At 66.9% G+C, this 12,631-nt stretch carries 9 protein-coding genes; 6 read left to right on the top strand and 3 right to left on the bottom strand.

Annotated features, from left to right (window positions below):
- Positions 1 to 210 precede the first annotated feature (210 nt).
- Positions 211 to 3,690 (top strand): PAS domain-containing hybrid sensor histidine kinase/response regulator, encoded by a 3,480-nt coding sequence (locus TQ98_RS05230; RefSeq protein ID WP_044871840.1) that lies wholly within the window; start codon positions 211 to 213, stop codon positions 3,688 to 3,690.
- A gap of 145 nt (positions 3,691 to 3,835) precedes the next feature.
- On the opposite strand, the gene TQ98_RS05225 is transcribed toward TQ98_RS05230, so the two are convergent.
- Entirely contained in the window at positions 3,836 to 4,288 is a 453-nt protein-coding gene (locus TQ98_RS05225) for a hypothetical protein (protein WP_242443050.1), read from the bottom strand.
- Between the two features lie 220 nt (positions 4,289 to 4,508).
- Between TQ98_RS05225 and TQ98_RS05220 the strand changes: the two genes are divergently transcribed.
- A complete protein-coding gene (locus TQ98_RS05220; protein ID WP_044871841.1) occupies positions 4,509 to 4,994 on the top strand; it encodes a heme-binding protein in 486 nt (161 codons plus the stop codon).
- 9 nt (positions 4,995 to 5,003) lie between these two features.
- On the opposite strand, the gene zapE is transcribed toward TQ98_RS05220, so the two are convergent.
- The gene (zapE, locus tag TQ98_RS05215) at positions 5,004 to 6,110 is read right to left on the bottom strand and encodes a cell division protein ZapE (RefSeq protein ID WP_044871842.1); all 1,107 of its coding nucleotides are present in this window, start codon (positions 6,108 to 6,110) and stop codon (positions 5,004 to 5,006) included.
- 110 nt (positions 6,111 to 6,220) lie between these two features.
- Positions 6,221 to 7,459: a diaminopimelate decarboxylase gene (lysA, locus tag TQ98_RS05210; RefSeq protein WP_044872534.1), complete on the bottom strand. Its 1,239-nt coding sequence runs from the start codon at positions 7,457 to 7,459 to the stop codon at positions 6,221 to 6,223.
- 120 nt (positions 7,460 to 7,579) lie between these two features.
- Between lysA and TQ98_RS05205 the strand changes: the two genes are divergently transcribed.
- From TQ98_RS05205 to TQ98_RS05190, 4 genes are all read left to right on the top strand, one after another.
- Positions 7,580 to 8,506, top strand: a complete 927-nt coding sequence (locus TQ98_RS05205; protein WP_044871843.1) for a LysR family transcriptional regulator — start codon at positions 7,580 to 7,582, stop codon at positions 8,504 to 8,506.
- 93 nt (positions 8,507 to 8,599) lie between these two features.
- Positions 8,600 to 10,096: a PLP-dependent aminotransferase family protein gene (locus TQ98_RS05200; RefSeq protein ID WP_044871844.1), complete on the top strand. Its 1,497-nt coding sequence runs from the start codon at positions 8,600 to 8,602 to the stop codon at positions 10,094 to 10,096.
- Between the two features lie 116 nt (positions 10,097 to 10,212).
- A complete protein-coding gene (locus TQ98_RS05195) occupies positions 10,213 to 11,286 on the top strand; it encodes a TIM barrel protein (RefSeq protein ID WP_044871845.1) in 1,074 nt (357 codons plus the stop codon).
- Between the two features lie 50 nt (positions 11,287 to 11,336).
- Positions 11,337 to 12,602, top strand: coding sequence for an MFS transporter (locus TQ98_RS05190; RefSeq protein ID WP_044871846.1), 1,266 nt, complete (start codon positions 11,337 to 11,339; stop codon positions 12,600 to 12,602).
- The last annotated feature ends 29 nt before the right edge of the window (positions 12,603 to 12,631 follow it).

Genomic DNA, 12,631 nt, shown 5'->3' with positions numbered 1-12,631 from the left:
CGTCGCGTAAAGCGCAAGTGCCGTGCAGGCGCCCACGCGAGACAGATGAAACGGCGCGGGCGAAAGAGCACGCTAACAGCCCCGCTGCGGGGGCTCAAGAGCGGCTGCGACCTTGGTCGCAGCCGCCTGACGAATTGCCGATTTTGGTGCGAAACTGCTGGAAGTCGAATCCGGCGGGCACCGCTCGCCAACGCACCATCCGGAGTTGCAATGTCGCTGTCCAGCGGGCTGATCGCCACGGTCGCCTTCCTCTATATGGCCATCCTCTTCGCCATCGCATTCTATGGCGATCGCCGCCGCACGCCGCTTTCGCCGCGCATGCGCGCCTGGGTCTACAGCCTGTCGCTGGCGGTGTATTGCACCAGCTGGACCTTCTTCGGCGCCGTCGGCCAGGCTGCCGGGCAGATCTGGAACTTCGTGCCCATCTACCTCGGTCCCATGCTTCTGCTGCTGCTGGCGCCCTGGGTGGTGCAAAAGATGGTGCTGATCAGCAAGCAGGAAAACATCACCTCCATCGCCGACTTCATCGCCGCCCGCTACGGCAAGTCCCAGTCCCTCGCGGTGGTGGTGGCGCTGATCTGCCTGGTCAGCGTGCTGCCGTACATCGCCCTGCAGCTCAAGGGCATCGTCCTCGGCGTGAACCTGCTGATCGGCTCCGGCGCCGACTCTTCCGGCACTCGCGCCCAGGACACCGCGCTCATCGTGTCCCTGGTGCTGGCCCTGTTCACCATCCTGTTCGGCACCCGCAACCTCGACGCCACTGAGCACCACCGGGGCATGGTGCTGGCCATTGCCTTCGAATCCCTGGTGAAACTGCTGGCCTTCCTCGCCGTAGGTGCCTATGTAACCTTCGGACTTTTCGACGGCGTCGATGACCTGTTCGCCCGCGCCCGCAGCGCCCCGCAACTGGAGCACTACTGGTCGCAGTCCCTGGACTGGTCTTCGCTCCTGGTGCAGACGGGCCTGGCCATGCTCGCCATCATCTGCCTGCCCCGCCAGTTCCACGTCACCGTGGTGGAAAACATCGAGCCGAAGGACCTGCGCCAGGCGCGCTGGGTCTTCCCGATCTACCTGGCCCTGGCCGCGCTCTTCGTGGTGCCCATTGCCCTGGCCGGCCAGATGCTGCTGCCCAACGGCGTGATCCCGGACTCCTTCGTCATCAGCCTGCCGCTGGCCGAGGCCCGTCCGGCACTCGCCCTGCTGGCCTTCATTGGCGGTGCGTCGGCCGCCACCGGCATGGTGATCGTGGAAGCCGTGGCGCTCTCCACCATGGTCTCCAACGACATGTTGCTGCCCTGGCTGCTGCGCCGGCAGAACGCCGAGCGGCCGTTCGAGGTGTTCCGCCACTGGATGCTCTCGGTCCGCCGGGTGAGCATCGTCGTCATCATCCTGCTCGGCTATGTCAGCTACCGCCTGCTCGGCTCCACCGCGAGCCTGGCGACCATCGGCCAGATCGCCTTCGCCTCCATCGCCCAGCTGGGCCCGGCGATGATCGGCGCGCTGTTCTGGAAACAGGCCAACCGCCGTGGCGTATTCGCCGGCCTCGCCGCCGGTGCCGCGCTCTGGGCCTACACCCTGGTGTTGCCGGTGGTGGCACGGGGCCTGGGCTGGCCCCTGGAGAACTTCCCCGGCCTCTCCTGGCTGATCGACAACCCCCTGAACCTGCCCATCCAGCCCCTGACCCAAGGCGTGGTGCTGTCGCTGGCCGGCAACTGGATTCTCTTCGCCTGGGTGTCGGTCTTCTCCCGCACCCGCGTCTCTGAGCACTGGCAGGCCAGCCGTTTCGTCGGCCAGCAGGTCTCCGCACGCGCCAGCTCGCGCACCCTGCTGGCGGTCCAGGTGGACGACCTGCTGATGCTCGCCTCGCGCTTCGTCGGTGAGGAGCGGGCACGGCAGAGCTTCATCCGCTTCGCCTACCGCCTGGGGATCAGCTTCAACCCGGCGCAGAACGCCAACCAGGACTGGATCACCCACACCGAACGCCTGCTCGCCGGCGTGCTCGGCGCCTCCTCGGCGCGGGCCGTGGTGAAGGCCGCCATCGAAGGCCGCGAGATGCAGGTGGAAGACGTGGTGCGCATTGCCGACGAAGCCTCGGAGGTGCTGCAGTTCAACCGCGCCCTGCTGCAAGGCGCCATCGAGAACATCACCCAGGGCATCAGCGTGGTGGACCAGTCCCTGCGCCTGGTGGCCTGGAACCGTCGCTACCTGGAACTGTTCGACTATCCCGACGGGCTGATCAGCGTTGGCCGGCCCATCGCCGACATCATCCGCTACAACGCCGAGCGCGGCCTCTGCGGGCCGGGAGAAGTGGAAGCCCATGTCGCCCGGCGCCTGTTCTGGATGCGCCAGGGCACGCCCCACACCTCCGAGCGGCTGTTCCCCAATGGCCGGGTGATCGAGCTGATCGGCAACCCCATGCCCGGTGGCGGGTTCGTCATGAGCTTCACCGACATCACCGCCTACCGCCAGGCCGAGCGAGACCTCAAGGGCGCCAACGAAGGCCTGGAACAGCGGGTCGCCGAGCGCACCCAGGAACTGTCGCAGCTCAACCAGGCGCTGACCGAAGCCAAAGGCACGGCGGAATCGGCCAACCAGTCCAAGACCCGCTTCCTCGCTGCCGTCAGCCACGACCTGATGCAGCCGCTGAACGCCGCACGGCTGTTCTCCGCCGCCCTCGGCCACCAGCAGGACGCCCTGCCCCGTGAAGCCCGCGAACTGGTCAATCACCTGGACAGCTCGTTGCGTTCGGCGGAAGACCTGATCACCGACCTGCTGGACATCTCACGCCTGGAAAGTGGCCGCGTCACGCCGGACCGCACCGCCTTCCCCCTGGCCTCGCTGTTCGACACCCTGGGCGCCGAATTCAAGGTACTGGCCCAGGAACAGGGCATGGACTTCCGCCTGCGGGGCAGCAAGCTGCGGGTGGAAAGCGACATGAAGCTGCTGCGCCGCGTGCTGCAGAACTTCCTCACCAACGCCTTCCGCTACGCCCGGGGCCGCGTGCTGCTCGGAGCGCGGCGCGACGGTGACAACCTGCGCCTGGAAGTCTGGGACCGCGGCCCCGGCATTCCGGAAGACAAACGCAAGGTGATCTTCGAGGAGTTCAAGCGCCTGGACAGCCACCAGACTCGGGCCGAGAAAGGCCTGGGCCTGGGCCTGGCCATCGCCGACGGCCTCTGCCGGGTGCTCGGCCACACACTGGAAGTGCGCTCCTGGCCGGGCAAGGGCAGCGTGTTCAGTGTCACTGTGCCGCTGGCCCGCGCTCAACAGCCGTCGCCCGTGGTGCAGAAGCAGGCGGACACCAACGGCCAGGCACTCAATGGCACGCAGGTGCTGTGCATCGACAATGAGGACAGCATCCTCACCGGCATGCACAGCCTGTTGTCACGCTGGGGCTGCCAGGTCTGGACCGCGCGCAACCGCCTGGAGTGCGAACACCTGCTGGCCGAGGAAGTACGCCCGCAACTGGCGCTGGTGGACTACCACCTGGATGAAGGGGAAACCGGCACCGAGCTCATGGCCTGGCTGCGTACCCGTCTGGGCGAACCGCTCCCCGGCGTGGTGATCAGCGCCGACGGCCGCGCCGAACTGGTGGCCGAAGTCCACGCCGCCGGCCTCGACTACCTGGCCAAGCCGGTCAAACCCGCCGCGCTGCGGGCCCTGATCAGTCGGCATGTGAGCCTGCGCTGAGGGGCCCTCACCCAGCTCCGCACCGGTCGGAGGCACCATCCCTGTAGGGGCGATTTCAATCGCCAAGCAGGACGCAGTCCTGCCCCTGGAAGTCCCAGCAATGGACGTCAGCGTGGGCTGAAACCCACCCTACCCGCCACGGCATTCAGCCCTCTTCATCCTCCCGCACCAGCACGCAGTGCAGGCCGTCTTCGTCTTCGCTGCAGTCGTACAGGTAGAACATCTGCACGTCGCCGCTGGCCATGACCACCGCGACGAAATCGCCGGCATCGGCCAGGAAGAAATCGCGACTCGCCGGGTCGGCCTCGCATTCGATCAGCGCAGTAACGAAGGACGCGGGGTCGATATCGCCGAAGTAATCCTCACGCTCCTGAACGCTCCACTGCGCCGGAACCTGGAAGGGGCCGGTGAAGAGGATGCGCGCATCCCCCAGGTCCTCCTCTTCGGCGTCCAGGTCGTTATCGTCCGGGCGGTAGAGGGTGCAATCCAGGGCATTGGCATGGCCGAGCACCGCCTGGCGGGCGGCCAGGCGCTTCTCCGGATCGAGGCCGGCGGCCAGGCAGATCTGGGCCCAGCTGTCTTCTTGGCGTGGGGACACGGGAGACGTTCCTTCTTGGTGGGGAATGAAAGGAGTCTAGTGTCGGGCACGGCCCTGCGGGGAGCAATTCCCCGTTGCACGCTGCCCGGCGGCTCACAGAAATCCGCCAGGCTGGCTAGGCTCAAATGCACGGCCAACGCCTACGAGGCGACATCGTCCTGCCGTCCCTGTCCCCTGCTCGATGGCAGCGGCCGCCCCCGGTCGCGACAGGAGATACCCGATGAAACCACTCCAGTTCCTTGTCCTGGGCAGCCTGGCGGTCAGCCTCGCCGTTCACGCCGAAGTCGCCAGCGAAAAGAACGTCACCCTTTCGCTCGCCGCCGAAATCGCCAGCGCCGCCGTGCAGGCCTGCACCGCCAAGGGCTACAACGTCGCCGCCACGGTGGTGGACCGCGCCGGCAGCATCCGCGTGGTGATGCGCGCGGACAAGGCCGGCCCGCACACGCTGGACTCCAGCCGGCGCAAGGCCTACACCTCCGCCTCGACCAAGCGCACCACCGCCGAGATGCTGGAGAACGTGCAGAAGAATCCCGCCGCCCAGTTCCTGCCGATGATCGACGGCTTCCTGATCCTGGCGGGAGGGGTTCCGATCAAGGTGGGCGACGAGGTGATCGGTGCCGTGGGTGTGGCCGGAGCGCCAGGTGGCCATCTTGACGAACAGTGCGCCGTGGCCGCGCTGGAGACGGTGAAGGGTCAGCTCAAGTAGCGCCTGGCGTCAGAAGCGCGCCAGCTGCATTTCCCGCAGGCGGCTCGAGGTTCGGCGGAAGGGGAACTCCAGATAGCCCTCGGTATAGAGGCTGTCCAGGGCTACGGCTGCCTCCAGATAGAGGGGCACGCGGCGGTCGTAGCATTCGTCCACCAGGGCGATGAAGCGGCGCACGCCGTCGTCGTGCACCGAGAGCTGCGGCAATTCGCGGTCACCTGCGGCCACTCGCTCGGCGCCATCCTCGGTGCCCCGGGCGATGCGGCCCTCGCGCCGGGCGGCGCTGAGGTTGGGCACGTCGCTGAGCAGAATGGCCGGGAAACGGTCGCACAGGGCGATGAAGTCCAGCGCCGCCAGGGGCTGCTGGCAGAGGTCGGCATAGCGGAACCAGGCCGCCGCCGCACACTGGCGCACCACGGGCACCGGGCGATGGCCCAGCTCCACCGGAGCATCGGATGCCGCCTGCCCTGCCGCCAGCCGTTCGAACACCTCCGTCAACGCGCTGGGCCTGCCGGGTTCAGCCACCCAGTAGCGGGTATGGGCGGCACCGGGATGCAAGCGATGGTCCTGGCCGCCGTCCACTGCCACCACCTGCATATGCCGCTCGATGGCGGCAATGGCCGGGAGGAAACGCTCGCGGTTGAAGCCGTCGGCATAGAGCTGCTGCGGTGGCTGGTTGGAAGTGGCGACCATGGCCACCCCTTCCTCGAACATCAGTTGCAGCAGACGGCCGAGCAGCATGGCGTCGCCGATATCGTTGACGAACAGCTCGTCGAAGCAGAGCACCCGCACGTCCCGGCCCAGTTCCCGAGCCAGGGCATGAAGAGGGTCGGGGGTGCCGGTGAGCTGGAACAAGCGCTGGTGGACCCATTGCATGAAGTGATGGAAATGCTGGCGCCGAGCCGGAACCTTGAGGCTCTGGTGGAAGCGGTCCATCAGCCAGGTCTTGCCGCGCCCGACCGGGCCCCAGAGATAGACGCCGGAAACCTCGCCGGCCCGGTGCAACGCCTCATGGCAGGCCTGTAGCAGGTCGACCGCATGGCGTTGCGCAGGATCAGGCTGGAAGCCGCCCTGCTCCAGGGCGTGTTGGTAGGCGGCGAGGGGGGAATCGAACGTCATGGCGCCGCATTGTGCGGATTGAACAGGGGTATGCAAAGGGGTCTCGTAGGATGCGCCACTAGAGAACCCGGGGCAGCTCCGGTCAGTAAGGTGGAATTCCACAAGGGGATTCAGAACTGCTCCAGCGCCAGCAGGTCGGCCAGGGGCTGGCGGCGGCGGATCAGGCGGGCCTCGTCACCCTCCACCAGCACTTCCGGCAGCAGCGGACGGCTGTTGTAGTTGGACGACATGGAGGCGCCGTAGGCACCGGTGTCGTGGATCAGCAGCAGGTCGCCGACCTGGGCCGCCGGCAGCGGACGCGGGGCCACCAGGCCGCCATCGTGCTGGGTGAAGACGTCGCCGGATTCGCACAGCGGGCCGGCCACCACGGTCTGGCGCCGGGGGGCGGTCGCCGGGTTACCGGTGGCGTCCAGCAGGGTCATGTCGTGAAAGCTGCCGTACATGGACGGGCGCATCAGGTCGTTGAAGCCGGCGTCCACCAGGATGAAGTGATTGCCGCCCACGTCCTTCACCGCGCGCACTTCGCTGAGCAGGCAGCCGGATTCGGCCACCAGGAAGCGGCCCGGTTCCAGCTCCAGGCGCACCGGATGCTTCACGATGCCCTCGATTTCGCGGCGGGCCTGGTTCCACAGCTCGGCGTAGCGCGGAATGTCCACGCGCGCATCACCCTCGCGGTAAGGGATGGACAGGCCGCCACCGGCGGAGATCGCCTCCAGGTCGCAGCCCAGGTCACGCACCGCGTTCACCATGGCGCCGCAGACCTGCTCCAGGTGGCTGTAGTCCACACCGGAACCGATGTGCATGTGCAGCCCCACCAGCACCAGGCCGTAGTCGCGGATCACCGCCATGGCGGCGTCCAACTGGCTGTGCCAGATGCCGTGCTTGCTGTTCTCGCCGCCGGTGTTGGTCTTCTGGCTGTGGCCGTGACCGAAGCCCGGGTTGATGCGCAGCCAGACGCGATGACCGGGGCTTTCCTGGCCGAGTTGGGTGAGCATGTCGATGGAACCGACGTTGACCTCGATACCCAGCTCCACCGCGCGCTTCAGGGTGGGGCGATCCAACAGGTCGCAGGTCAGCACCACACCCGCCGGTTCACCCTTGGGCGAATAGCCGGCCAGCAGCGCGCGCTCGATTTCACCGAGGGACACCGCGTCCACCTGCACGCCTTGCTCACGCATCAGGCGCAGGATGCTCAGGTTGGAGCAGGCCTTCTGGGCGAAGCGGATCACGTCGAAACCCTTGAGCTGGGCGATGCGCTCGCGGATCACCGCGGCGTCGTAGCACCAGAGCGGGGTGCCGTGTTCACGGGCGAGGTTGGCAAGGGTGGCGGCGGGAATGTTCGGGCGCATGGTGGCCTCCAGAATCGGGATGGCCGCCATGATGGCGAGGCGAGTCGATTCAACAAAATACCAATTTGTGCGGCATCCATTCATTATTGATATGGACTGACCACCACCCCGAGTGCTGCCATGGACCTCTCCATCCGCCATATCGAAGTCTTCCGCGCGGTCATGACCGCCGGTAGCGTGACCGGCGCCGCGCGCCTGCTGTTCACCTCGCAGCCCACGGTGAGCCGCGAGCTGGCGCGCTTCGAGCACCTGCTGGGCTTTCGCCTGTTCGACCGCGAAGGCGGCCGCCTGGCGCCCACCGCCCAAGGCCTGGCGCTGTTCGATGAAGTGCAGCGCTCCTACGCCGGTCTGGAACGCATCGTCGGCGCGGCACAGGCGATTCGCCGCTTCGACCAGGGCCAGTTGGCAATCACCGGCCTGCCGGTCTTCGCCCAGACCCTGCTGCCCGCCTTCTGCCAGGCCTTTCTCGAACGTCACCCCGGCGTGCGCCTGACCATCAGCGCCCAGGAATCCCCCTTGCTGGAGGAGTCCCTGAGCAGCCAGCGCCACGATCTGGGGCTGTCGGAAACCGACGTACTGCCTCGCGGAACCCGAGGTTCGACGCTGTTCGCCGCAGACATGGTCTGCGTGCTGCCGGACGGCCACGAACTCCTGGCCAGGCCCGAGCTGACGCTGGCCGACTTCCATGACCGGCCCTTCATCAGCCTCGCCGGCCTGGACATCTACCGGCAGAGCCTGGACGCCCATTTCCTCGCCGCCGGGGTGGAACGCCGCATGGTGGTGGAGACCAGCACCGCCGCCTCGGTCTGCGCCATGGTCCGCCAGGGCCTGGGGCTGGCCATCGTCAACCCGCTGAGCGCCCTGGACGAAGCCGGGCGCGGGTTGCAGGTGCGCCGCCTGGGCACCTCGATCCCATTCCGGGTACAGCTGATCCGACCGGAATACCGGCCCTCCTCCGCCCTGGTGGACGCCGCGCTGGACGTCTTCCACGAGCAGGCCGCAAGCCTGCTGCAAACCCTTCAGGCACGCCTCGGCGCCCGCGTGTGATCGACGCGCGTCGCCTCCGTGAGCCCGCCTGAAGCACAATAGCCCCACCGGGCGCCGCCCCGGCCGGACCCGACAGCGCAAGGCAGGTACAGAATGAAAACTCCCGGCGGCATGCTGCTCACAGCCATCGAACTGGACCGCGCCAGCCCGCTTCCGCTCTACCGCCAGCTCTACCTCCAGGTCCGCAAGCAGATCCTGTCCGGACGCCTCCCCGGTGGTACGCGCCTGCCCTCCACACGCACGCTCTGCAAGGAGCTGGCGCTGTCGCGGATCACCATTCTCAATGCCTTCGACCAGCTGACCGCCGAGGGCTTCCTGGCCCCGCGCACGGGTGCGGGCACCTATGTCGGGAACGAATGGGAGGGCCGCAGCAAGGCCGCCGATGCCCCCCGCAAGCCACCGCGCCTGTCGAGCCTGGGGCAGTCGGTCCTGTCCATGCGCAGCGAGCACTTCGGCGGGGTGTCCTATGCCTCGTGGGCGCCTGATTGCCCCACCTCGTTCCTCCCCAGCCACCCCGCCTACGACGCCTTTCCGCTGCCGGTCTGGCGACGCCTGATGAATCGTCACCTGCGCCACCCCACCAAGGCCATGCTCGGCTACGGCGAGCTGAAAGGCCTGCTGCGCCTGCGCGAGGCCATCGTCGAATACGTCTTCGACGCCCGGGGCATCGAGTGCAGCGTCGAGCAAGTGGTGATCGTGTCCGGCGCCCAGCAGGCCTTCAACATCCTCGGCATGCTGCTGCTCGATGCCCAGGACGGCGTATGGATGGAAGACCCCGGCCACATCGCCGCGCGCATCGCCTTCCAGGCCCAGGGGGGACGCCTGGTGCCCCTGCGCATCGACGACCAGGGCCTGGACGTGCAGCAGGGCCTGCGGGACTGCCCCGACGCCCGCCTGGCCTTCACCACACCGTCACGCCAGCACCCGCTCGGCACCACCATGAGCTACGCCCGCCGGCAGGAACTGATCGACTGGGCCGGCCATGGCCAGGGCTGGATAGTCGAAGACGACTGCGACAGCGAATTCCGCTATGTCGGCCGTCCGCTGCCGGCCCTGTTTGCCATGGATCAGTGGCAGAAGGTCATCTACGTCGGCACCTTCAGCAAGGTGCTCTACCCGTCCCTGCGACTGGGCTACGTGATCCTGCCCGAGGCGCTGGTGGAACCCTTCTGCGCCATCCGTGCGGTGATGGACCGCAGCCCCTCGACCTTGCACCAGGCGACCACCGCCGACTTCATGACCGAAGGCCACTTCCTCGGCCATATCCGCCGCATGCGCGCGCTCTACCAGGCCCGCCAGGAAAGCCTGCTGGAGCAGTTGCGGCACCACCTGGACGGCTTCCTGAAGCTCAACCCGGTAGAGGCCGGCCTGCACCTGATCGGCTGGCTGGATGAAACCGTGGACGACGATGCCGTCGCCCGAGGGCTGGCCCAGCATCAGATCTACACCTACGCCCTGGGCGACTACTGCCTCAAGCGCTACCTGCCGCCCGGCCTGCTGATCGGCTTTGCCGGCACCCCCGAAGACCAGGCCGGAGAAAAGGTCATCGCCCTCGTCCGCGCCCTGGAAAGACTTGGCCACCGCCTCTAGCGAGCGGGTTCAAAGTGGTCATAACAATTAAAAAATAATGGCTATATCGATAGCGCCATTCCGGAGAGATAAAGGCACCGCCGGGCAAACCGGCACCTTTATCAGGAATGACAAGAATGAACGCTATCCAAGCCCGCTTTGCGGCCCTGCTGCGCCATAACGCCAGCAGCGAAGCCCCGCCGCCGCTGCTGACGCCCGCCCTGGCCAGCCGGCTCCTCGAACGCCTCGACAGCCTCCGCCTGTTCGCCCACGGCTATCCGCTGCTGACCAACCTCACGCACCTGCGGATCAAGCCGGAAGACATGCTGGACTTCGCCTACCGCCACGAGCTCCAGGGGCTTTCCCTGCACCTGCTGGACGGTGAAGAAAACAGCCTGTCGCAGATGAGCCCAGCCCAGCTCCAGGCCTTCGCCGACAAGGCCCGCACCCTCGGCCTGGACGTGCACCTGGAGATCAGCAGCACCCGCCGCGAGGACGTCGATCAGGTGGTGGCGATCGCCCGCGCCCTCGGCACCCGCAACATTCGCGTCTATTCCCGCTACGAAGGCCACCTGTCCCGCGTCATGGCGCAGATCGGAGAAGACCTGCGCTACCTCAGCGAGCTGGCCGACCGGAACGACCTGCACTTCGACTTCGAGCAGCACGAAGAGCTGAAGAGTTTCGAGATCGCCGAGCTGCTGCGCGAGGTCGGCAATCCGCGCCTGAACGCGCTGTTCGACTTCGGCAACATGATCAATGCCTGCGAGCAGCCGCTGCCCGCCCTGCAGGCCCTGGCGCCGCACATCCGCCAGGTGCACCTCAAGGGCGTGCGCATCGTTCCCGAGCAGAACGGTTTCGGCCACTACGGCGTGCTGCACGGCAGCGCCGAAGATGACCTGCCCGGCGCCCGGATGCTGTTCGAATTGCTGATGCTCGGCGAGTCGGCGCCCCAGGTGGTCGCCTTCATCCTGGAACAGGAAAACCACTACATCGCCCCGGCCTTCCGCCAGTCGGATGAAGCCGACGACCCGTTCATCCCCTACCGCGAGATGAGCGAAACCGGCCTGCCGCCCGGCTTCACCCTCGAACGCATGGTGGCCGACGAGCACCGCTGGGCGAACAACCAGATTCGTCACGTGCGCGGGCTGCTCACCGAGCTGCGCGTGCTGGCCGAACTCACCCTGGCCGAAGCCGGCCAACCCCAAGCCTGAGCGCCTCGGCGACAGGCGACTTACCCAACCGGAAACTGTGGAGAACAACAATGACAGCACAGGCCAAGGCCAAGTGGCTCCGCTTCCTGGTCCTCGTCCTCGGCGGCGGGACCATCTATAAGCTGGCGAACCTCAAGGACGCCTTCTACGTGCCCATGCAGGAACACATGGGCCTGACCCACACCGAGATCGGTACCCTGCTCAGCGCCAACGCCATCATCGCCACCGCGCTGTTCGTGGTCGGCGGGTTCCTGGCGGACCGCTTCGACACCCGCAAACTGATTCCCCTGGGCCTGATCGGCACCGGCTCCCTGGGCCTCTACCTGGCCACCTTCCCCGGCTACAGCCAGTTGCTGATCGTGTTCAGCCTGTTCGCCATCTGCGCCGACTGTATCTATTGGCCGGCGCTGCTCAAGGCCATCCGCAACCTGGGGAACGACAGCGAGCAGGGACGGATGTTCGGCTTCCTCGAAGGCGGGCGCGGCGTCGTGGACACCCTGGTGGCCTTCTCCGCCCTGGGCGTGTTCGTCGCCATGGGCTCCGGCGAAGCCGGTCTGAAGTCCGCCATCCTGTTCTACTCGGGCATCGACATCCTCGCCGGCCTGGTCACCTGGTTCCTCCTCAAGGACGGCCGCCAGGGTGCCGCCAGCTCCGAAACCGTGGGCCTGGCCGGCCTGCTGGAAGCCGTGCGCGTACCGGGCATCTGGCTGGTCAGCCTCAACGTGTTCATGGTCTACATCGTCTACTGCGGCCTGACGTACTTCATTCCCTACCTGAAGGACATGTACCAGCTGCCGGTGGCCCTGGTGGGCGCCTACGGGATCATCAACCAGTACTTCCTCAAGGTCCTGGGCGGTCCGGCCGGCGGCTTCATGGCAGACAAAGGCCTCAAGAGCCCGAGCCGCTACCTCAAGTGGGCGTTCCTGGCACTGCTGCCGCTGATGGCGGTGATCCTGAGCATCCCCACCGGCGAGAGCTACATCTACGCGGGCATGGCGGCCACCCTGTCGTTCGCGCTGATCGTCTTCACCATGCGCGGCGTGTTCTGGGCCCCCATGAGTGAAGTGGGCATTCCCTCGCGCATTACCGGCTCGGCCTTCGGCATCGGCTGCCTGATCGGTTATGCACCGGGCATGTTCGCCTATGTGATCTACGGCTCCATCCTCGACCAGTATCCGGGCCAGCAGGGTTACACCTACGTGTTCAGCCTGATGAGCGTGCTGGCGGTCATCGGCTTCATGGTGTCCAGCCTGCTCCACCGTGTGGCGCAGAAGCGCGTCGACTCGCCTGCGGGCGAGGCCGTTCCCCAGGCCTGATGCCTGCGGCCGGAAACGAAGAAGCCAGC

It is taken from the genome of Pseudomonas sp. LFM046 (assembly GCF_000949385.2).
Taxonomy (GTDB): domain Bacteria; phylum Pseudomonadota; class Gammaproteobacteria; order Pseudomonadales; family Pseudomonadaceae; genus Metapseudomonas.
This window is presented reverse-complemented; position numbering and strand designations above follow the sequence as displayed.

Coding starts and splice junctions, on each gene's coding strand:
- TQ98_RS05195 (WP_044871845.1), top strand. CDS start 10,213: ATGAACGCTATCCAAGCCCGCTTTGCGGCCCTGCTGCGCCATAACGCC.
- TQ98_RS05190 (WP_044871846.1), top strand. CDS start 11,337: ATGACAGCACAGGCCAAGGCCAAGTGGCTCCGCTTCCTGGTCCTCGTC.
- zapE (WP_044871842.1), bottom strand. CDS start 6,110: ATGACGTTCGATTCCCCCCTCGCCGCCTACCAACACGCCCTGGAGCAG.
- TQ98_RS05220 (WP_044871841.1), top strand. CDS start 4,509: ATGAAACCACTCCAGTTCCTTGTCCTGGGCAGCCTGGCGGTCAGCCTC.
- TQ98_RS05205 (WP_044871843.1), top strand. CDS start 7,580: ATGGACCTCTCCATCCGCCATATCGAAGTCTTCCGCGCGGTCATGACC.
- TQ98_RS05230 (WP_044871840.1), top strand. CDS start 211: ATGTCGCTGTCCAGCGGGCTGATCGCCACGGTCGCCTTCCTCTATATG.
- TQ98_RS05200 (WP_044871844.1), top strand. CDS start 8,600: ATGAAAACTCCCGGCGGCATGCTGCTCACAGCCATCGAACTGGACCGC.
- lysA (WP_044872534.1), bottom strand. CDS start 7,459: ATGCGCCCGAACATTCCCGCCGCCACCCTTGCCAACCTCGCCCGTGAA.